This window comes from Rahnella inusitata (genome assembly GCF_018288855.1).
Taxonomy (GTDB): domain Bacteria; phylum Pseudomonadota; class Gammaproteobacteria; order Enterobacterales; family Enterobacteriaceae; genus Rahnella; species Rahnella inusitata.
In genome coordinates this window covers 326515-347216 of the sequence record NZ_CP065024.1, presented here as the reverse complement: position 1 = coordinate 347216, position 20702 = coordinate 326515, and the positions used below count along the sequence as shown (strand labels likewise).

28 protein-coding genes are annotated in these 20702 nt (G+C 55.3%); 1 reads left to right on the top strand and 27 read right to left on the bottom strand.

What is annotated here, in order from left to right; all coding sequences use genetic code 11:
• Positions 1–165: 165 nt before the first annotated feature.
• Positions 166–882, top strand: a complete 717-nt coding sequence (rph, locus tag I2123_RS01650) for a ribonuclease PH (protein WP_213051665.1) — start codon at positions 166–168, stop codon at positions 880–882.
• Between the two features lie 233 nt (positions 883–1115).
• On the opposite strand, the gene I2123_RS01645 is transcribed toward rph, so the two are convergent.
• From I2123_RS01645 to I2123_RS01515, 27 genes are all read right to left on the bottom strand, one after another.
• Positions 1116–1337: a DNA-binding transcriptional regulator gene (locus I2123_RS01645; protein WP_072158112.1), complete on the bottom strand. Its 222-nt coding sequence runs from the start codon at positions 1335–1337 to the stop codon at positions 1116–1118.
• A 317-nt stretch (positions 1338–1654) separates the two neighbouring features.
• Entirely contained in the window at positions 1655–2803 is a 1149-nt protein-coding gene (locus I2123_RS01640; RefSeq protein ID WP_420834348.1) for a phage late control D family protein, read from the bottom strand.
• A gap of 8 nt (positions 2804–2811) precedes the next feature.
• Positions 2812–3282: a phage tail protein gene (locus tag I2123_RS01635; RefSeq protein WP_213051663.1), complete on the bottom strand. Its 471-nt coding sequence runs from the start codon at positions 3280–3282 to the stop codon at positions 2812–2814.
• A 12-nt stretch (positions 3283–3294) separates the two neighbouring features.
• On the bottom strand, positions 3295–5772 hold the full coding sequence (locus tag I2123_RS01630) for a phage tail tape measure protein (RefSeq protein WP_213051662.1): 2478 nt from the start codon (positions 5770–5772) through the stop codon (positions 3295–3297).
• Positions 5765–5884, bottom strand: coding sequence for a GpE family phage tail protein (locus I2123_RS01625; protein ID WP_213051661.1), 120 nt, complete (start codon positions 5882–5884; stop codon positions 5765–5767). Before I2123_RS01625 ends, I2123_RS01630 begins: the two co-directional genes overlap by 8 nt.
• Before the next feature lie 32 nt (positions 5885–5916).
• Complete coding sequence (locus tag I2123_RS01620) at positions 5917–6198, bottom strand: phage tail assembly protein (protein ID WP_213051660.1); 282 nt, start codon at positions 6196–6198, stop codon at positions 5917–5919.
• A gap of 59 nt (positions 6199–6257) precedes the next feature.
• Entirely contained in the window at positions 6258–6767 is a 510-nt protein-coding gene (locus I2123_RS01615) for a phage major tail tube protein (protein ID WP_213051659.1), read from the bottom strand.
• A gap of 14 nt (positions 6768–6781) precedes the next feature.
• Positions 6782–7951, bottom strand: coding sequence for a phage tail sheath protein (locus I2123_RS01610; protein ID WP_213051658.1), 1170 nt, complete (start codon positions 7949–7951; stop codon positions 6782–6784).
• A 161-nt stretch (positions 7952–8112) separates the two neighbouring features.
• Positions 8113–8253 carry a hypothetical protein gene (locus tag I2123_RS01605; RefSeq protein WP_213051657.1) on the bottom strand — a complete coding sequence of 47 codons (141 nt, stop codon included), beginning with the start codon at positions 8251–8253 and terminating at the stop codon, positions 8113–8115.
• Positions 8254–8358: 105 nt separating this feature from the next.
• Positions 8359–8877 (bottom strand): tail fiber assembly protein, encoded by a 519-nt coding sequence (locus tag I2123_RS01600; RefSeq protein WP_213051656.1) that lies wholly within the window; start codon positions 8875–8877, stop codon positions 8359–8361.
• 1 nt (position 8878) lies between these two features.
• Entirely contained in the window at positions 8879–10930 is a 2052-nt protein-coding gene (locus I2123_RS25405) for a phage tail-collar fiber domain-containing protein (protein ID WP_244879873.1), read from the bottom strand.
• A 9-nt stretch (positions 10931–10939) separates the two neighbouring features.
• The gene (locus I2123_RS01585) at positions 10940–11467 is read right to left on the bottom strand and encodes a phage tail protein I (protein WP_213051655.1); all 528 of its coding nucleotides are present in this window, start codon (positions 11465–11467) and stop codon (positions 10940–10942) included.
• Positions 11460–12368, bottom strand: a complete 909-nt coding sequence (locus I2123_RS01580) for a baseplate assembly protein (protein WP_213051654.1) — start codon at positions 12366–12368, stop codon at positions 11460–11462. Before I2123_RS01580 ends, I2123_RS01585 begins: the two co-directional genes overlap by 8 nt.
• A 3-nt stretch (positions 12369–12371) precedes the next feature.
• Positions 12372–12722: a GPW/gp25 family protein gene (locus tag I2123_RS01575; RefSeq protein WP_136375978.1), complete on the bottom strand. Its 351-nt coding sequence runs from the start codon at positions 12720–12722 to the stop codon at positions 12372–12374.
• A complete protein-coding gene (locus I2123_RS01570; RefSeq protein WP_213051653.1) occupies positions 12719–13360 on the bottom strand; it encodes a phage baseplate assembly protein V in 642 nt (213 codons plus the stop codon). Before I2123_RS01570 ends, I2123_RS01575 begins: the two co-directional genes overlap by 4 nt.
• A gap of 75 nt (positions 13361–13435) precedes the next feature.
• Positions 13436–14941, bottom strand: a complete 1506-nt coding sequence (locus I2123_RS01565; protein ID WP_213051652.1) for a caspase family protein — start codon at positions 14939–14941, stop codon at positions 13436–13438.
• Between the two features lie 87 nt (positions 14942–15028).
• Positions 15029–15487 (bottom strand): phage virion morphogenesis protein, encoded by a 459-nt coding sequence (locus I2123_RS01560; protein ID WP_213051651.1) that lies wholly within the window; start codon positions 15485–15487, stop codon positions 15029–15031.
• Complete coding sequence (locus tag I2123_RS01555; RefSeq protein ID WP_213051650.1) at positions 15480–15947, bottom strand: phage tail protein; 468 nt, start codon at positions 15945–15947, stop codon at positions 15480–15482. Before I2123_RS01555 ends, I2123_RS01560 begins: the two co-directional genes overlap by 8 nt.
• Positions 15910–16155, bottom strand: a complete 246-nt coding sequence (gene lysC, locus I2123_RS01550) for an Rz1-like lysis system protein LysC (RefSeq protein WP_244879872.1) — start codon at positions 16153–16155, stop codon at positions 15910–15912. The genes I2123_RS01555 and lysC overlap by 38 nt, the downstream gene beginning before the upstream one ends.
• On the bottom strand, positions 16043–16468 hold the full coding sequence (gene lysB, locus I2123_RS25400; protein WP_244879871.1) for an Rz-like lysis system protein LysB: 426 nt from the start codon (positions 16466–16468) through the stop codon (positions 16043–16045). The genes lysC and lysB overlap by 113 nt, the downstream gene beginning before the upstream one ends.
• The gene (locus I2123_RS01545; protein WP_213051648.1) at positions 16468–16977 is read right to left on the bottom strand and encodes a lysozyme; all 510 of its coding nucleotides are present in this window, start codon (positions 16975–16977) and stop codon (positions 16468–16470) included. The genes lysB and I2123_RS01545 overlap by 1 nt, the downstream gene beginning before the upstream one ends.
• The gene (locus tag I2123_RS01540; RefSeq protein WP_213051647.1) at positions 16958–17167 is read right to left on the bottom strand and encodes a phage holin; all 210 of its coding nucleotides are present in this window, start codon (positions 17165–17167) and stop codon (positions 16958–16960) included. The genes I2123_RS01545 and I2123_RS01540 overlap by 20 nt, the downstream gene beginning before the upstream one ends.
• Before the next feature lie 5 nt (positions 17168–17172).
• Positions 17173–17376, bottom strand: a complete 204-nt coding sequence (locus I2123_RS01535) for a tail protein X (RefSeq protein ID WP_122096221.1) — start codon at positions 17374–17376, stop codon at positions 17173–17175.
• The gene (locus I2123_RS01530; RefSeq protein ID WP_213051646.1) at positions 17376–17849 is read right to left on the bottom strand and encodes a head completion/stabilization protein; all 474 of its coding nucleotides are present in this window, start codon (positions 17847–17849) and stop codon (positions 17376–17378) included. The genes I2123_RS01535 and I2123_RS01530 overlap by 1 nt, the downstream gene beginning before the upstream one ends.
• Before the next feature lie 94 nt (positions 17850–17943).
• A complete protein-coding gene (gpM, locus tag I2123_RS01525) occupies positions 17944–18600 on the bottom strand; it encodes a phage terminase small subunit (protein WP_213051645.1) in 657 nt (218 codons plus the stop codon).
• An 11-nt stretch (positions 18601–18611) separates the two neighbouring features.
• The gene (locus I2123_RS01520; protein ID WP_213051644.1) at positions 18612–19676 is read right to left on the bottom strand and encodes a phage major capsid protein, P2 family; all 1065 of its coding nucleotides are present in this window, start codon (positions 19674–19676) and stop codon (positions 18612–18614) included.
• A gap of 45 nt (positions 19677–19721) precedes the next feature.
• Positions 19722–20573: a GPO family capsid scaffolding protein gene (locus tag I2123_RS01515; protein ID WP_213051643.1), complete on the bottom strand. Its 852-nt coding sequence runs from the start codon at positions 20571–20573 to the stop codon at positions 19722–19724.
• Positions 20574–20702: the final 129 nt, after the last annotated feature.

Here is a 20702-nt window from a genome sequence, read left to right as displayed (position 1 = left end):
GCGATTATAGCTTCGGTGGGCGGGTCATGATAGGCATTACCTCATGAAGTCCGCATATCCCCGTCATCCTGAAAGCTGCCTCTGCGTTAGCCGCCTTGATGCAACTCGAATGATTTTGGGTATAATGCGCAGCCAAACATGATTTCGCGACCCGGAGTATTATCCATGCGTCCAGCAGGCCGAACTGCACAACAAGTGCGCCCCGTAACACTGACCCGCCATTACACTAAACACGCTGAAGGTTCCGTGCTGGTGGAGTTTGGTGAGACCAAAGTGCTGTGTACCGCGACGGTGGAAGAAGGTGTTCCGCGTTTTCTTAAAGGCCAGGGTCAGGGCTGGATCACCGCAGAATACGGCATGTTGCCGCGTTCTACCCACACCCGTAACCCGCGTGAAGCCGCTAAAGGTAAGCAGGGCGGACGTACTCTGGAAATTCAGCGTCTGATTGCCCGTTCGCTTCGTGCAGCGGTAGATCTGAAAAAACTGGGTGAATTCACCATCACTCTCGACTGCGATGTGTTGCAGGCCGACGGCGGCACGCGCACCGCGTCCATCTCCGGCGCTTGTGTCGCGCTGGCGGATGCGCTGAATGCACTGGTTGCTGCGGGTAAACTGAAAGCCAATCCGATGAAAGGGATGGTGGCTGCGGTATCTGTGGGCATCGTAAAAGGTGAAGCGCTGTGCGATCTTGAGTATGTCGAAGACTCCGCCGCTGAAACCGACATGAACGTGGTGATGATGGAAGACGGCCGCATGATTGAAGTGCAGGGCACCGCCGAAGGCGAACCGTTCAGTCATGAAGAGTTACTCAATTTACTGGCCCTCGCGCGAGAGGGAATCGACACTATCTTCCAGGCGCAGAAAGCGGCGCTGGCGTTATAATTTTTTAAGGCGACTGAGAAGTCGCCTTAAATTTGATGCAGTGCATTGAAATAAAAGGATTTATTTATAACGATGTCCACATCGTGACCATCTCGATATTAAAAGCTCCGTTCGCGGGGCTTTTTTTATATTCGTAATTTGAAATAGCTAAAATGTCGTTGGCAAGATGCTTAGATAAAACAGATTATATCCATAAAAAACCCGCTTTCGCGGGCTTCTGTTGATGTGTGTTTTCAGTGCATCTGGAAGGACTGCTGCTGATGCTTATCTGGATGCAGTTGAACAGCGTGAACCGTTCCTGGCTCAACAATGATATCTGCGATCGACTCGTGGGTTTTAAACGTGCAACTGCAATTAATATTCTGACACTGGTGATAACGCTCTTTGGTATTAGTGCTGAGGTAGCGGCTTGAACGGGCGTGGGCAGCGTGCTGACATTTGGGGCAGTGCATCATAGTAATCACCATTAAATCATTTTAAATCAGATTTAATCATTGTATGTGATTGCTGCAAACATACATCTGGGATTACAGTGTTTTACATAACAGGGATAATTACCCACGGTGGATGAGATGACAAATCAGGACGATATACAAAGTGCGATTCGTGAAGCTAACGAAAGGGAACGCTATATCTGGCGTCGTGCCCGTTGGTTTATGAAGGCAGTATTGGTTTGCTTACTTATATACGCATTCTTCCCAATGGTATTTTGGATATACTACTGTTTTTAAAAATATTACATAAGATCATTATGAAGCTTAGCATCATTCATTCACAAGCTATCGTCCCCGCTCGCCTCGTAATTTACATCCGATAGTAATACCTCCAGATTCAACGTTGTCACAAATCCACTGCCGCCCAGGCTGTGCGTCACTTTGCTGATTATCCATGGCTGTGCATCGATCACGGATTTAAAACCGGACACGGCTACCGGCGTCTCAGGGAATAAATCAGCCCGCCCGCGAGCCAGGGAGATCGTGAACTCTGCGACACCGCGCTGGAGTTTGTCCCACTTCGCCTGGGCTGCCCGCATGGCGGCCTTTTGGGTGGCGTAGATGGTGGTGAGGTTAAACACGTTTTCATCGCTGCCCGCCAGATAATCCCCTTCCTTAGCCTCCGGCGTCTTCTGCACTTTCGTGCTTACCTTCTTCGCTTTTGGATGTTGCAGGGCACGCAGGTTCTGCACTTTCGGTTTCCGCTGCACCTTCACTTTTTTAGGCTTTGGATCTTTGGTATGCAGCCAGCTTGCCGACACGCCGGTATAAGCCCCACGGTCAGCAATATTGAACGTGTGCCCGTCGCCGTCGCTGCGCACTATTGTCATCTGCGGGATAGGCTTACCGCTCGCCGTCTTTGCCGAGCCAGGCTTGATAAACAGCAGGCTTCCCGCTTTGATGGCGACAACGGCGCCGTTCAGCTCAGCTAGGCGCGTGATAAATTTCGCATCCGTTTCCTGCGTCTGGTCAATGTGCGACACCTTCACGCCCCTGAACGGCTCAGCCACGGCGGGCTTGAGGTTGTTACGCGCCGCCACGGCGGACACCACGGCCTCCAGCGTCGTGTCGTGGTAAGAGTTATCACGGCGGGAATTCAGGCTGCCGCGATAGTCCGCACTGCGGGCGCGGACGGTCAGCGTGTCCGGCGTTCCGCGGTGCTCCACCTCATCCACGGTAAAGTCGCCTTTATTCGTCAGTGCCTGGCCTTTCCAGCCAAGCGCGATATTAATCACCGCGCCGCGCGGCGGCATATCCAACAGGCCGTCGGTGTCGCTCAGCTCGATGTCGAGCTGGTCAGCCTCAAAGCCGCGGTTGTCCGTGAGCGTCAGCGAAATCAGCCGGTTGCTCACGTCCTGCGTAATATCCTGGCCGCCTACGGTCACGGTGAAGTCCGGCGCAAACTGCGCACCGGCTGCAATGGTCATATCGGTAATCACAGCAGCCCCCCAAACTGACCGGCAAGTCCACCAGCCTGATCCAGCAGCCCGTCGGCCTGGGCTTTCATGTCTCCGAACATCGACGCCAAGGATTCATCAACGCGGGTCAGCGTTAGCGTGAATTCAATCTTTCGGGCGGCTCCGTTGGAGAAATGCTCCGTGTGGGTTTCGCTCACGCTGTTCACCACGAACATTCCGTAAATGGTGCCGCTGCCTTCCAGCAGAGGCCACGCCTTGCCCTCGTCCGCCATCAGATTCAATACCATCAGCGACAACTTTCCGCCGGTGATTTCCGGCATCAGCACGCCGGACAGGGTGATTTTCTCCTCATTGACGCCGAGAAACTGCGGCAGCGGGCGCAGGCCGACGCGGCTGTTAACAGGCCAGCGGTAATCGACGGCGCGCTGCAACGTTTGATAGGGGACGGTCTGCAACTGAAACACAAATAATCCGAGCGTTAACATCATGCGAATATTTCCTTAATCGTTATCCATGCGCGAACGTTGCTGTGCGGCGCGTGCGCGGTCACGGGCTTCCAGCTCGGCGCGGATCTGGCGGCTGTTATCCTGCCCACCCAAACCGGCACCGGCAGAAATCTGGTAATGGTGCGTGCTTTGGTCAACATAGCTGCGACCGCCACCCGCCAACACCGGCGTATATCCCGCCCCCGTCAAAAATTCAGCCGGTGGGGCAAACGGATTAGGATTGTCCAGGGGCGCATTCTCAGGGGGAGCGTCGTCATGGCCGGATTGTGAATGCCGGTCAGCTCTGTCGGCGTTCTTATCAATATCTGCTGACTCAACTTTGATAACGCCCAGCTTTTCCAGCACCCAGTCAATGCCCTTACGCAGCTGATTCAACGCGTCAAGCGGCACGCGTAACGCCTTACCAATGACTTCACCGAACGCTTTCCCCGCGCTGCGGCAGTTATCCAGCGTTTCCTGCGTCGATTTCACCGGCGCGATCAGTTCTTTAAACCACGCCCACGCCTGTTTCACCTTCTCGGCTATCCAGCCAAACTGATCGGCAAAAGGCGACAGGGCTTCACCCACCGGAAGAAACGCGGCCTTGATGCCCTCCATCACGCCGCCAAAGAAGGCGCTGATAGGTTCCCAGTATTTACGGATAACCAACACCGCCGCGACGATAACGGCCACTGCGGCGACCACAGGCAGGCTTATAGCACCAAACACAGCCGAGATGGTGCCGCCCGCAATGCTGAATGCGGTGCCTAAATATCCCGCCCCGGCGATCAGGGCGTTAAATCCGGTGATAACCGGCCAGGCAATCAGGCCAATTGCGCCTAATGCGCCCACGAGAGCGGCCAAAGACCCCGCCACGGTCACGAGCGTCTGCGTCAGTTCTGGATTTTTCTTCACCCAGTTGCCGACCTCAGTAAGCCATTTATTGGCAGATTGCGTCAGGCGGCGCAGGCTGCTGTCCTCTTTGTCGAAAACCTCAATTTGCAAATCCTCAAAAGCGGATTGCAGGTTTTTTAGGTCACCGTCGAGATTGTCCGTCTGGATCCCGGCCACTCTTTTCGCCGACCCGGCGGAGTTGTCCAGCGCCGCTTTTTTCTCGCCTAACCTGCCGTTGCCTGCGGCCTCGACCAGCTTCACCGCGCCTTTCATTGCCTCTTCACCAAAAATCACTTTCAGGTATTCGGCCTGCTGCGCCGTGCCGAGTTTGTTCTTTTTGAAAGAGGTATTGATGTCGGTGAGGATTTTTTTAATCGGCAGCATGTTGCCTTTCTTATCCCGCGTGGTGATCCCCAGCTCACGCAGCGCCGCCGGTGATTGCCCCGTGGGGGCTTGCAGGCGGCTAAACATCGCGCTGGCACCCGTGCCCGCCATGCTGCCCTTAATGCCGTTGTCCGCCAGAACGCCGAGCATCGCGGTGGTGTCTTCGATGCTGGCACCCGCCGCTTTCGCAATCGGTGCCACATATTTCATGGCTTCGCCCAGCTCCATTAAGTTGGTGTTGGAGCTGGTAAAGCCTTTGGTCATCACGTCAGACACGCGTTCAATTTCATTCATCGGGATATTAAACGCGGACTGCATATTCGTGACGATATCCGCCGCGTCGGCAATGTCCAGACCGGATGCCAGTGACAGATTGACCGTCGATTCCGTTGAGCCGAGGATTTGGTCGGCGTTATACCCTGAGCGAGCCAGCACGCCCTGCGTGCGGGCAACGTCGCCGGGAGAAAACGCGGTGGTGCCGCCGATGTCGCGCGCCTGCTTGCGGATGTCCGCCAGCTTCTTGTCGCTTTTATCCAGCCCCAGGATCGCCTGAGTGCCTGACATCTCCTTATCAAACCCCATCCCAGGCGCGATGAAACGCGCACCGGCATATAGCGCGGTCGTTGCCGCCCCCAGCGCGACTGCGCCGCCATTGCGCACCCCGTTTGCCAGGTTCTTTCCCGACTGATAGCGGTTATTAATGCCGTCGAGCCTCTGCTGCTGCTGGCTCAGCCTGGCGAGTGATTCACGCTGGCGTAGGAGCGTGGCGTTGGCCTGCTGCGTGCTGCTATGCAGTCGGCGCTGCTCGGCGGCCAGGTTATGCGTTGAAATACCGGCGGCGTTCAGCTCCTGCCGTTGCCGTTGCACGGAAAGGCGCAGGGTGTTGTGCTTGTTTTGTAACTCGCTGGCGGCACGTTTGGCCGACTCCATCAGGCGGATTTGCGCCGCCGTCGGGTTTGCGGTGTTGCGATAAGCGACGGCCAGCCTTTCTGCGTCTTCTTTCGCTTTCTTCAGCGCCTGACCGGTAACGGCCAGCTGTGCGCTGCTCTTACGAAATCCGTCAATTTTTGCGGCCTGTGCGTTCAGTGCTTTGAGAGAATCCTGCGTGCTGCGAATATCGCCGGACAGGGATTTACTGGCATTTTGAATAGCTTTAAAAGGGCGGGTGGCCTGGTCAACCGCCTTTAACAGCACCTCTAACTTGAGATTACTCACGGGTGGCTCCGCTGCGCGCTAAGGCTTTTTGACGCCAGCCACAGAGTTCGGTCAGCGTCATGGTGTTCATTTCCGACGGCGGCCAGTGAAAAATCACCGCAATATCCGCCATCAGATCGTCCACGCCCAGATAGGCTGGGAGTTTTACCGTTCCGATTTCGGCGACAAAAAACCGATCACCTTGCCCGCCAGCGCAATCAGGTCGGGCAAGTTCAGGCTTTTACACTCCTGCGTCGTCAGGTTCGGGAGGGTGATGCGCGGCAGAATAACGGTCAGCGCATCAACGTCGGCGTTCGCCAGGGAGGCGAGGCCAATCCCGCGCAGGTGTCCGGCGTTCGGCTTGATGATTTCAACCTGGCTAATTTCCATTTCGCCGCGCTTGATCGGTTCTTCCAGGATAACGATGTTTTCATTGTGTTCTGACATAGCGGTGTCTCTTATTCAAAGGGGTTGATCAGCGCCGCCGTCCGGCGCTGGTTAAGGTTTTACAATCCGATGTTTTTGCGGTGCTCCGCCACGCGGTCAACGCCGCCGACGATCTCCACCATGTTCACGGTATCGACTTCAATCATGTCTTTGCCGTCGATCACCAGCTTGAAATAGGTGCATTGGGTGGTGATTTTGGTTTCCGTGTCTTCACCTTGTTTGTACTCGCCAAAATCCATTTCTTTGTGGCGTCCGCGCATGGTGACTTCCACGGCAGAGGTTTCGCCGGTGTCGTCACGCTGGAAGGAACCGGCAAAGCGCAGCGGCACGGCGTCGACCGCGCCCCACTGCTTAAGCACCAATTCATCCAGGCCGCCCACCGTCCATTCAAAGCTCAGCGCGTCGTCGTCCAGGCCAAAATCAATGGAGGCGGAACCGGTCATGCCGCCGCCGCGATAGTTCTCCAGCTTGCGGGTGAGTTTTGGCAGCGTCAGCGCGCTGACCATGCCGAGGTAGCTGTTCCCGTCGTTAAACAGGTTCAGGTATTTCAGTTTTTTAGGCAGTGCCATTTTCTAAGCGCCTCTTAGCTGTTAACGGACGTGGCGAACTCCGCCAAGTACTGATCGGTGATGCGCTGACGCAGGGTTAAATCTTCCAGCGGCGGCACCGGCGTATAGTCGTAATCAATGAACAGCTTGCCCGCTTTCAGCGTTTCGACGGTGTTCGCTTCGGGGTCATACCAGCAGTTGCCGTCAATGATCAGACCGGCGGTCTTCATCTCGCGCAGTTTGGCGTTGATGCCCGCAATCATGTCTTTGATTAGCGTCGGGGTAACGGGTTTATCAACCGCCCACAGATGCCCCTCCGCCATGGTGTCCGCCAGCACCTGCGCGGTGCGGGTGTAGTTTTCAAACAGAAACAGCGGATCGTCAGAGCAGGTGCGCTGCCCCCAGAATTTAAAGCCGCCTTTGCGGATAAGCGTGGTGACGCACGCCTGGTTCAGCAGATCGGCGTCGGTGCCTGGGGTCTGCAAATCCCAGTAGACGCTGGCAGACAGGCCGGTGACGCCGTTGATGCCGACGTTAGACAGGGTTTTATGCCAGCCGGTTTCGGCGTCGATTTTGGCACGCAGGCCGAGGGCACAGGCGGTGGCGGGTGCGATATCGCTGGCGTTCGTGGTGGTGTTCCAGGCGACGAAATCCGGCCAGATGACCATCAGCTCACGCTGGCTGAAATTTTCGCGGTATTTAATGGCATCGGACACGGTTTTGCAGCCGTAGGCGCTGACGTAGCCGAAGGCGCGCAGCTGCTGACAGACGGCCCCGAGCGCCGTCGCAACTTCCAGATTATCCAGCCCCGGCACGCCGAGGATGCGCGGTTTTACGCCGAGTTCGGTTTGGGCAGACAGCAGGGCTTTCATGCCGGTATACATGCCCGTGGCATCGGTGCCGCCGATGATGCTGGAGGTGGTTTCCGCCTCGGTGTCACCTTCGGCAACGCGCACGACGACGACAACGGGTTTCACCTGGTTGGCGATTGCCATCAGGGATGAACGCAGCGTGCCTTTTTTTCCGGCCTTACCGGCGGCGGTCAGTACGTTGGTGATGAGCACCGGTGTATCAAGCGGGAACGCGTCGGCGTCCGCATCATCGCTGGTGCAGACCATCCCGATGATGGCGGTGGAAACGGTGGAGATAACGCGGGTGCCGTCATTGATTTCAACAACTCGCACGCCGTGATGATAATCAGCCATGGTGTTTTTTTCCTGTGATTGGGGTGAGGTCAATCATCGCGTGTTGTGTACGCGCAGGCACGGCGGGCGGGGTGTGTGGGGATTGGCACAACGTGGTGAAGGCCAGATACAAAAAAGCCCCTCAAGGGGGCAGTGGTCAATAGAATTGAAAAGTGGGGGAGTTAATTCTCCAACCCTAATTTTTCAGCCAGCCGGTGTAAAGCGCAAACAGACATCACTTCCTCAGCCGCTTGTGAAAATGCCGCCCAGTTTGCCGCGATAAATCCCGCAACCATCTCCGCTTCTTCCTGGTTTAATTCCATTTCATCCTCCTAAAAAGTCTGGGGATATCCTTGGACATATGCGGGACATGTTCAAATAGTTACTACTGATCAATTATCCGTAATTGATCGTTTTCAGCGATCAATTTACTCAGGTACAGCAGGCCAGTCGATATCCGGCGCAGCGGCTAAATCCAGGCGATTCAGCGCAACGCGGTATTTCTTCCAGGCTTTCAGACTTGCCAATTCTTCGTCGGTGGCGTCGTCAACATCAACCGCATCCTGTAGCGGAGCAATGGCGGCGGCGGCCTGACTGAGCAACGTACTTTTTTGCTGTGCGGCGACCTCACTCGCTGGTTGCACAAATTTCACGAATTCGCCGTTCTCATAGCTGTAAGGGTGATCGCTGATATCTTCGGGCAACGTTTCCGGGCTGATTTCGTAAACGCTCACGCCTTCAGATAGGGTGAGAAAGTTCGGGTTATCCGCCCAGGTAGAAATAAATCCGTCTGCACCGACGGCAATGAAACAGCTTTCACCCTGCCATTTTTCATCTCGCAGTTTGTACCAGTCCTGACCCGTTTCATCTTCAAAATAAAGCACGGGAAGGGGGATGCCATCTTCTAAAACCTGCTTAGCAATTTTGATATTTTTAAATGTGATCATCTTAGTTACCCACCTGTCGCCAGCTTCCACTGGCCGATCTAATCATTAACGCGCGGTAGTATTTCCCCATCATTCGGCAATCGCCCATATCCGGGCGGATGTTTAGCCCCGTCATGAAACACCCGGTTGGCGCTTCCCAGTTCTGCTGCGCCGTCCATCCCGCGTTCTCCAGCGCCTGACTGCCACGCTGCACGTCGTAAACAAAACGACTATCCGACCAGTTGCGATCCGCAAGATAAACCACGGCGTCACTTGCCTCATGCCGCATGTAGGGATTGGCCACGTTCCCGCTCGCAAATCCGGCAGTTTTGACGCTATCACGCGCAATATAATGCGCATTACTTTCAGTCTTAGAATAAGCATCAACAAAAGGCGGTTTGTTCTGCGTTGTGTAAACCTCCCCCATATCAGAGGCATCTACCTGAATTTTTACCTTCGCCCCCGTCCAGCCGATATAGATTTTATTCGTACCCATACCGACACCGCCGCCTTGCTGAACGGCGGCGAAATTCCCGACATTGCCCAGCCCGACATTCGAGTTGGTGAGGTTGATGTCTTTGGTGCCGTCAAAGGCTACACCGGCAATCTTGCGGGCGGTGGCGAGTTTAGTCGCTGCTAGTGCAGTGCCGCCCGATGGCAGTGCGCCGACGTTTCCTGCGCTGATACTGATATCATTTGTGCCGTCAAAGGCCACACCGGCAATCTTGCGTGACGCCGCGAGCTTTGTCGCAGCAACAGCCGTTCCTTCAGCAGGTAATGCGCCTACGGCGTCGGCACTGGGTGGGTTATTGGTGTAATAAAGCTCTCCCATTTGGATGCTATCCACTTGAGCCAATAACTTTTTGCCGCTCCATCCAATACGGATCGTATTGCTCGACATTCCCGTTCCGCCACCCTGCTGGACAGCGCCAACATTAGCGGCGGTGATGCTGATGTTCTTCGTGCCATCAAATGCCACTCCGGCAATCTTTCGGACAGTGGCTAATTTTGTTGCCGCTGCCGCTGTACCACCGGAAGGGAGCGCCCCCACGTCTTCGGCAGTGGGCTTGTTGGACTCATCATAAACGCCGGTATATTCACCCCACTTTCCGGCACTTTTTGCGCGGTGATACATCCTGCTAACGGAGCTACCGCCTGCACGCCAGGCGATTTGCTTCGCTGAATTATTATCATATCCAGCATGAATAACTTCGGCATGCGTCCCCGCCACGGGGGCGTTATCGGCTCCTTTAGGGAGCAGATAAAAACCATTAGCGTCGATGGCGTTTGCATCCTGAACGCTTTTTCCGTAACTGCCGACCCCAAAATCACCCGGTGCTAAAGCGCCCACATCAGTGGCGGTAATATTGACGTCTTTAGTGCCATCGAACGCCAAACCTGCAATCTTTCGAGCGGTTGCAAGCTTAGTTGCAGCGACCGCAGTCCCGCCGGAAGGCAGTCGCCCGTTGGCGTTGTCATTCACAGCCTTCACCGCTTTTGGCGTGGCGGCCAGTGCTTCGCTGGTACTGGTGACCGAACTGCTCAGCTGGACAAAACCCTTTGCCGTCAGCGTGCCGTCAGGGTGGTTGCGTGATTTCTCATGCGCGGCCAGCAGGTCATTCACATACTGTTCCGTTGCCATAATCACCGAGTCGTCGATCAGCAGGCTGATCGCTTCGGTGTTGCTGACCGCAATGACCATGCGCAACGTCTGCGTGCGGCCTGAACCTTCTGCCAGCGTTGGTTTATAGGTGTCCGCCATGTTGCAGACGGCAATCAGCGCGCCGTCGCTGCTGAAAAGCCCCATTTCGCGCATCCAGAAGCCGCCGACGCTGGCAGACAGCACCGCTTCGGCAATCACCCAGTTTCCGTGCGACGGGTCAAGCTTCAGCGAGTTGAGCGGCGTGCGGTAGACCTCTTTAACCAGCTTAGTCTGTGTGGCAACCGGCGTGGTCGCCTTGCCGTTGCCGTCGCCGACGGCCAGCTGCGTAATGTTGGTGTCAGTCCCCGCCGCAATGGCCGCCGCGATGCGCGCCTGGCCGAGCGTGGTGACAACGGATTTAAATGTGCTCATATCGTCCTCTTATGCGGGGTAAACGGTCAGCAGCTCGCCGACGTACTGCGCTGCGCCAATGTAAACATCGCCTTTGATATCCTGGGTGATGGTCAGGCCGATCAGATGGCGGCTTGCGGGTTTGGCGTCGGCAATCAGCCGCTCCATCTCTAAATACATTTCTTCGGTGATGCCGGTTTCCAGCACGCCGATGTCCAGGCGAAACGTTCCTGGTTCGTCGTTGGTTTCCCACCACTCGGTCACGTTGATCAGGTAGCCGAGCGGCTCCACCACGCGCCGGATAGCGCCGATGGTTCCCTTGTGGCAGTGAATGAACCAGGCCGACTGAATGACACGGCGCTTAGTGGCAACCGGCCAGTGTTCATCCCAACGGTCAACCGACAGCGCCCAGGCCAGATACGGTAAGAACTTCACCGGACAGGCCAGCGGATCCCAGAGCTGCCGCAGCGGCACCGGCACGTTTTCAAGCGCGGCGCAGGCGTCGGCGGCGTCAACTTCAAGCTGGGAGGAACCGACGGGCAGCAGGCGATCACTCATCGTAGCCACCCACTTTTAAGGTGTAGGCGGTGCAGAATGACGCCTGGGTTTTGTCCAGCTCGATGTCGGCCTTCGGGCTTTTCAGCTCCACCCGCTGGACGCCCTCAACGTGCAGCGCGGCGTAAATGGCTGACAGCCGGATGTCGCGGCCTAGCCGGTGCTGCGCGGTGGTGTAGGCGATAAGCTTCGCCTCGGCGGCTTCGCGAATGGGTTCGGCTTCGGGACCAGGGAACAGATACAGCACGGCGTCAATGGTGTAATTCACGACGGTGGCTGACTGGACGGTCACGCGGTCAGCCACGGGGCGCACGTTTTCATCGTTGAGCGCGGCCTGCACTTTCGCCAACAGGTCAGCGGGGGCGGTGCCGTTGCCGGTCTGTGCCAGCACGGAAATAGTGACGCAGGCGGGCGACGGACTGATCACCGAAATGTCCGCCACGCGCCCGTCGGCAGAGCGCCCGTGATACTCATACGCGCCGACCGGACCCGCCACGCTCAGCCCTTCAAACGCCTGCTGCGCACGGATACGTAAATCCGCATCGCTTTCCATCACCGCCGCCACGGCGGGCACGCTGACGGTATCCGCAGGCGTGATCGTCAGGCGTTGCACGCTGAACTTCGCCGCGATGTTGTCCAGGTCTGCGCCGGTGGCATAGGCCAGCATCACGGCCTGCGCCGCCTCGTTAACCCGCTGACGCAGGATCACTTCGCGGTAGGCGTTCTCCTCCAGCAGTTTCACAATCGGCTCGGACTCCAGCGTCAGCGTGCGGGCGATGGCGACCTGCTGGTCTTCGGGGTAAAGCGACACCAGCGTGGCTTTGCGCTCCGCCAGCAGAATTTCATAATCCAGTACCTCCACCACGTCGGGGGCGGGTAACTGGCTCAGGTCGATAGTTGCCATAATTCAGCTCACTGGAAGGGTTAAGGAGATGGCGGCGGAGGTGTCTTTGCGGATGCCGGTGAGTTCAACCACCGCTTTCCCGTCAAACGTCGTTTCAAAGGTGATGCCGGTGAGGCTGACGCGCGGCTCCCACTTGAGGATCGCGCTGTAACAGGCCGCCATAATTTGCAGCCGCAGCGCCGCGTTCTGCGGGCGGTCAGTCAGCTCAGACAGCAGCGAACCATAGTCACGGCGCATGACGCGGGAACCGACGGGCGTGCGCAAAATGTCGCTGACCGACTGCTGGATGTGCGCAAGGTCTTCGACGCTGCGCCCCGTATCGCGAGCCAGCCCGATGTATTTTGCGTTACTCATGACGGCACCTGCGTTTGACCGCCGCCCGTCTGTACGCCGCCGTGTTTATGGGTATGCACAACCACGCCGTTTGACGTGATGCCGCCGCCTGAATGGGTGAGGTTGCCGGTCATGGTGCCGCCCTTTTTAATCTCGATGGTGGCGGTGGTGAGTTTGTTAGTGCAGACCACTTCCGGCGTGTCGAGCGTGATGCGCGTTTTCGCCGTGCAGGTAATCAGCGGGGCAGTCACCGCCACCTTATCAGTAGCGTTCACCGTGGCAGACTTAATGCCGGTTGCCAGCAGTGCGCCGGTTTTGGGTTCGTACTCGATCACCGCGCCGTCGGGGAAAGTGACGTGTACGGCATCCGCCGAGGCAGACGGGGCGGGGAATTCATCAGAGAAAACGCCAGGCATCACAAAGGCGGTGTCGAGTTCGCCGCCCAGGCAGAACAGCAGAACCTGCTCACCGGCAGACGGTGCCCACCAGGAACGTGAACGCCCCGCACGGGAGGTCAGCCAGTGCAGCCAGTCGGTGACGTTGCCGCCGGTGTTCACGCGACAGGTGCCCGCAACTAAATCCACCTCGTCAACGGTGCCAATGCGGATCAGATTGCGCAGCAGGCGCGGAATGTCGTGTTTGGGGATGGATGTATTCATGGGATGAAGCATGTCTTTTATTAAGCTCATGCTTCAACTATGGTGCGGTGTGCTATCTACGACACAAAAGTAGGTTTATTCTTTATGATGCTCAATCTGTAAAACAGTATTCTCAGCTTCCAATTTCTCCTCATTTTGTATACCTAATGATCTCTTAATAGGCTCCAATGAAAATGCCTCGAAATATTCAAATAACCTCCTCACATGATCGAATATTTTATCTTTATCTATTAATTCATATATACTTGACTCCCATAGTTCATTAGCGTCTTGCATGACTTCGCCATCCCACCCTACAGTAATTGAATGAGAAACATAATTGAATACCACCATCTGAGTTCGGGATATGAAAGGGACAATATAAAGTGTTGATGAGTTTACGTTGTCAAACAATGACACTGCCTTTATTTCCAAGGCTTTAAAAGGCACCTCGATGATATTCTCCACTCCTTTAGGAACATTAATTTTTTCTTCGACAGTTTTATAGTCATCATCCTCCTCTAATCCCCCCATTCGCATTAGTGAACTATAAAAAGCATGTCTGTTTTTGAGTACTTTTTTCTCTCTTATTTCTACTGCGTAGGTGGGAGATGCAAAAAATAAACCCGGATGGGAATGAAGCCATTTTGAAATCTGAGATATTTTTGGTATTGGTTTATAATCATCAATTTTCAACACGGACACATCAAATATATTTTTCCCGTCATTTTTGAATTTTTTATTCTCGTTAGCTATGTCTATTATTTTCTTGTAAATAGCCATGGCTTCTTCTTGTTTCATAAATCTTTTTGAATCTTCTTTTATCCTATCAATCAAAGTTGCTTGGGGTATTTTCTCTAATTGAAGTTGTGCGAGGCCTCGTAAAGAGTTGTTGAGAATTTCCTTTAATGAACTATCTTGACTTATGAATATCTCAGTGTAATTTGCTTGATTTATAAATAAAGGTGTCTGCTCTTTGTTACTCATGAAAGAATCTGAAATATAATCCATCAAATCCTTATAACGAATGGATTCAGTTTCTGAATTTGCTATGCATTCGATAAATGACTTAGTGAAAAAACTTAAATTATTATCTGCAAAAGAATTTTGCGATGATTCTGAAGATAACATAAAATAACAATGTTTAAATTCTGATTTTCTATCATGAAGTGCTTTGCTGTAACCGTCTAAATCTTTTATATAATTAACACCAGCATTGCAAGCATCAACAATTTTAACAGTCAAGTCAGGGGATAAGGATTTTATCAATTGGTCTATTTCAGAGTTTTCGTATGTGGTATTTTTAATTCTTTTAGGGTCGTAGTCAGTCAATGCATAATGAAACTCTCCATCGGTAAACATGCCATGCCCACTGAAATAGAAAAATATTTCTTCTATTGTTTCATTTTCATGTTGTCGAATAAAATTCGACACTTTTTCTTTTACAGATGCGCTACTTGTTTCACTATCAATCAATAGTACAGATTCGTATTTTCCAGAGTGTGTAATTACCTTGTTAATTATTTGAACGTCATTCTTACAAGCGGGCAATTTTGTCGCTCTGATGTAATCACTCACCCCAATTAAAATAGCTATGTTCATAATTATCCTTAAGTAGGTTTTTAAAGTATAAAAAATGTAGCACACCAAATAATCTAATAACCATATGTATGTGGATATTTTTGATATCTAGCTGGTAGTTTTGTTTAGATTTGAAATTATTTCATCTAAAACTATCCTTGTATCCTCCGCGTCCAGCCCTAAAAGCGGGCGCGCCTGATACTGCACTTCTTTTGCCCTGACCGACGGGCGATCCCGAAGCCCGTACTGATGCACCTTCGCCATCCGTTGCACCTGGCCGGTGAATTCCACCACTGCGTCTTTGTCCGTACCTTTGGCCTTCATGTATTTAGCCGTGCGCAGTTTGGCGAACATCTCCCGCTTGATGCGGCCTTTCTTCGCCCGCAGAGGCTGCGCCCGTCGTGGGGCGAACGGCTGCCCCTCCGGCGTAACCTGCCGTTTGATTCGCTGTTGCTGATGTTTGCGCAGACGCTTCGCAATGGCCGCCGCCATCGCTATCCGGCTTTGCGGTGAGAGCGCCGCAATCAATCCCGCCAGACGGGTATCAAAGGCTGACAACTCACTCATTCCACTGACTCACTAACTCGCCGTGCAGGTACAGCTCACGCGGCCTTTCCACCGGCTCCGGTAGCGGCGGCTCAGGGAAATGCTCCACGTGCAGACCGGCATCAATCTGTTTAACGATTACGCGCTCGGTAAGCTGTACATGCACAGCGATGTCATAAACGCCATCATTGAGCATGTCGGCGGTGAATTTAAAGCCAGTTTGTTGCTTTTCCGGCGTCGCCATGATGTCCGGCTGATGCTCACGCAGCCAGGCCAGAATGGGCACCACGATCAGATCGCTGTCCTGAGTAAAGTCGGTGATCAGCAGTTCGACCTGGTACTGATATTCAAAAGACAGCGAACTGGCTAACGTGGAAACGATGCGCCCATTGTCCACAAACATCCGCAGTTGGTCGGGGCTGGTTTGCAGCACCGGCACGGCGTCAGTTAACGCTTTTCGCAGCTGTGCGGGTTTTAACACGGTGTTCCTCCTGGCATTGTTTGACCGCTTCCACCTGAAGGCCGCAGGCTACCAGCTCGGCCTCCAGGTTTCTGACATCGGCGCTTAGGTCGCCGTTAGTGACCGGTGAGCTTGCCGGTATCGGGCAACTGGTTACCGCCGGACAGCCAACGTAAATAATCTGCGGCGCTGGCAAAGGCGGGGCGTGCGTGCATCCGGCCAATACCATCAGGCAGAGGAGCAGAGTACCAATCGCGCATTTCCTGATTTTCATTAAGTAACCTCTGAATGTCATATTCACGATCCCGCGCCTGCTGACTTGCCCGTGCGAGCTGGGTGCGCAGACTTTGTTCCTGGCGTTCCCGCGTCACGGCTTCATCGTTTAGGCGGTGAATGGCGTTGTCGCGGCTTTCGATACCGGCGGACAGCGTGCCGATGATCCGCTGCGCCTGGTCTGCCTTATCAGTCAGGCCGCCAATACGCCAGGTTTGCAGCCCCGCCAGCGCGCACGCGGCCAGCATTAACAAAATTAAAATGCGCATCAGACACCCCGCAGGCAGTAGGCCAGCTCATTCGCGCGGCGGCGTTCCAGGCCAGTGACGCGCACACCGTTCACAAACACCCAGCGCGGCAGCTGTTCGCAGGCTTTTCGCCATTCCCCCTTGTTGATGAACAACGCCAGGGTGGATTTACACGCCGCCGTCACGCCGACGTTGAACGCAAAGGATGCAACGGCGTCGTACACCTGCTGCGGCATGCCGATCGGCATACAACGCGCAATGCCTTGCTCCACCCGCATCACGTCTTCCAACAGGTTCACTGCGGCCTGCCGTTCGCTGATGTGCGTTTGCGGTTTCACGCCCGCCGTGTGCCCGATGCCGTTTGTCCAGACGCCCGCGCTGCACTGGTACGCCGACAGGCGGCAGCCTTCAAAGTCAGCGATAAGTGCCAGACCGGCGGCGGACGTTTTCAACGTCGGCGTTTGTGGCAGCATTGCGGCAATCGCCAGGACAGCGGCGACCGCGCAGCGTCTAACGATTGATGGCTGCATTAATTTCTCCACTGATGCCCATCTTTTTCAGCAGGCGATAGGTTTTGCGCCGGTAGTACCAGTTCACCAGAAAGGTTGCGACGCCGACGGCGGCACCGACCAGAAAGGCGATATCCTGCGGCGACATCGCGCCGAGCCACGCAAGAAAGGCCGCGACGCAGTAACAAATAAACGAGGTGATGCGCTCCATGGTCATCAGTCCCAAAGTGAGACGGTTTCACTGACTGCGGCCTGAGTAATGTCCGGCAGTTCCACCGCGTAGCCATGGGGCAATATTGCCCCGCGAGCGGCTAACCCAACGTTAGCCGCGTAAACCTGCTCAACCACCGACTCGGTGCGCCCGTAGTAACGCCAGCAGAGCGAATCTACGGTGTCGCCCTGTTCGGCAATGACTTTCATCAGAGCAGCCCGATGATGCAGTGAGACACACCGGCGACGTCGCTGATCGCATTTCGACCATCACGCCATAAATCATCAACGGTGCTTTCGACGATCGCGGCCTTTTTGCTGCCCGCGTCGGTGGTGTCGCTGTTCGGGTAACGTTCAGCCAGATACGCGGCGGCAATGGACGCCACGGCGCGTTGATAGGCACCGACCTTCACGCTTTCATCGTCAATCTGGTCGGCGGGGACGTCTTCCAGCGTCTTAAATCCTTGGGACTTTTGCGCTTCGCGAAAGCTGTACAGCTCAGCGTTTACCTCGGTCATGGCGAACTTCGCGGCGGCGCGCAGGCGCTTAGGCGTGACGGTGCCCTCCAGCCGCAGCGTGTCGCGCAGCTCAACCGGATCAACATCAGGCCAAAAATGGGTGTTCTTAATCGCGGGTTCCGTCGCGGCGTCCGGCTTTGGTGCAGGTATAACAAGAGACGACATGTTGACCTCTGAATGGGGGGCGGTGGACGCCAGCGTTGAACAGGGTCAAAGACCAGTCTCGGCTGGCGTGCCGCCCTGCGCGGGGCGCATTCTTTTAGCTGCCGGATGCCTTTCTGATGGCGGATTCCAGACGCTCAATGTCTTTCTTAACGCCTGATTTGTTATCAAGAATTAAGGCGTTTTTCAGGCGTTCCAGGGCTAACGCGTCCTTGCCGCCGTCGCGGTAGAGATAGCCGATAATCTTGTGCAGCTGGGCACGGACTTTATCGGGCATATCCTCGGCGTCGGTCAGCTCCAGCACCTCCAGCATCAGCTCAATGCTGACCGGTTCACCGGCGTCGCGGGCGCGCGTGGCCTGGTCGATCACTTCCTCGGTGAAGGCGCAGCCCGCGGTGCGGTTGCCGAACGGCATGGCGAGCCGGTGCTTAAAGGCGTAGCGGGCAATGTTCAGCGCCCCGGCTATATCACCGGCATCGATACGCCAGATCATGACGGTCATCAGGATGGCGTCTTGCGCGCCGTTCCCTTCGGCCAGCACGCCCGACACCCACGGGGCGTATTCCGGCAGCAGGCGGCGTTTGACTTCCGCTTTGGCCTGGAAGGACTGATGCTTGCTCAGTTGCTGCTTATCCGCATTGAGTCGCTGCATTTGCAGTTCGTAGCCGGTGGCGTGACGCAACAGGCCGGAGGCCTGCTGCGCTGCGTTGATAGCTGACTGCCGCAGCATGTGACGACGGCAAGGGCTGATCATGATGTCCCCCTTTATTCCGCTGATTCAGGTGCGGCAGCTTTGAAGGTGCCGAGCTGGATGTTTTCGACCAGGCAGCCGCCGCGATAGTCTTCCACCACGAAATCCTCATTGATGGATTCGTAGTTTTCGATGCGGTCACGCTTCGGCACCTCTTCGATGTGACGGCGGTGCGTGCCGTCCTGCCAGTAGATGGACAGGTTATCCAGACGGGTGATCAGGAACGCGTTAGCGGGGAAGCCCGGCACGCGCACCGCCGGTAAGTTACCGATGCGCTTCTGGCTGATAATCATGTCCGCCGCCAGGCTTTCGGAGTTCTCCTGCTCCTTGTTCACCAGCGGGAAGTATTTATCCGCCAGCAGCTGACGGCCACAGATCACCACCAGGCCGGTGTCGTCCTGATAAATTGGATCAACCATGTTGTTGGTCGCATCCATCACCAGCGCATCCAGATTTTCATAGTCACCACCGGAGCCGACGCGGACGGTGGCGGAGATCACCGCATCGTCGTCGCCGACAATCTTGCTCATCACGCGCTCAGGCGCATTGAGGCGGTACTTTTGCAGCCAGCCCACGTTCACGTCCTGCAACAGCGGGTATTTCGTGCGGCTTGAGGTGGCCGCACGCTCAACGCCGTTGAAGCCGATGGTGATGCGATCCAACGCCTGACGCTTAACGATGGCGTCGCGCAGGCGCGCCTGGAAGTCCTGATAGCGTGCCCAGAGATCGAGCGTGGCATAGCGGAAATGGAAATCGTAGTTCGTCTGACGGCACTCGTAGCCCTCGGCGGTCAGGGTGTTGAAGTCAGCAGTTTTACGCTCACCGTCGCCGGTAGTGTCCGCCGTGCTGGCAATGGAGCCGGACACGCCTACGCCCACCTTTTCACCCTTCATTTCGTCCACGGGGATGATGTTAATCATCTGGAGGAACGCGGAGGACTCCTGCACGCGGGTCATCAGCGTCTGCGTGACCGACGGCTCAACACTGAATTTTTTATCCAGGTCGCCGGTGTCCACTGAGTTCAGCTCTGCGATGCGGGACAGGTAGGCGTTAAATTGAAAACGGGTGGTTTGTTTCATGCGTTTTTTTCCAAAATGGTTAACGGGTTAATCGGTTTTTTGTGCTTAGCAGTCAGTGATATCCGCCGCATTCCCCTTACCGCCGCCGCTTGAAACGGGGCGCTGCGTGTAGTTCTGCGGTGCGGATTTCTCCAGCTTGCCTTTCAGCGTGCTGAACTGTTCGCGGTCATCAGCGGTGGTTTTTTCCAGCGCGCTGAGGCGTTGTGTCAGGGATTTTTCAAGCGAGGACAGCTTTTCGTCGCTGGCCTTCATGCCGGTTTCGACGTGCTCGACCACCACCTCCACGGCGTCGTGGACGTCTTTGAATCGGGCATCATCCGAGGCGGATTTACTGGACAGCAGCTGTTTCACGCGGGAGAACAGCGACGGGGCAACCGGTTTATCTTCTTCAAACTCGAACGCCGTTTCTTCGGCGACGGTGAACAGGTTTCCAGCATCCTGTTTGCGGCTCGCCAGCGGGTTTTGCTGCGCCTTCGCGCTGAATTGCAGGTACTCGGTGCCGAGGCTCGCGGGGCTGTCGGTCACTGCCAGGCCAATCAGATAGGCTTTGCCGGTATCGGAAAACGAGGGGTTCACTTCGATGGAGGTGTAAACCTTCTGGCGGGCTTTCACCAGCGACACTAAATCAGCCGTCGGATCAATGTCGGCATACAGTGCCAGCTTGCCTTTGAGCGCGCCGTCGGCAATTTCTTCGGCATAAACGCCGGTCACATCGCCGTACATGCGGAAAGGACTGTCAGGCGTGTATCCCTTGATGTGCTCCATGTTGATGCGCGCGCCGTAGACCTTTGGGTCATAGGTCGCGGCCATCTGTTCAATCCAAGCGCGGGTAATTTCGCGCCCGTCGGTGGTTGCCCCTTCAGTACAGATACGAAAGCGCCTTGTTGCTTTTGCCATTTGTCGGACTCCAGTCGGTGTGTGCTTCTGAGAACCCCAAGTTTCCCGACACACACTCGACACCGCCAGCCAAGGCGGGTTGATGCTCGATGGCACAACGTGGGCAGCGCGAAAAGCCGCAGACCAGCC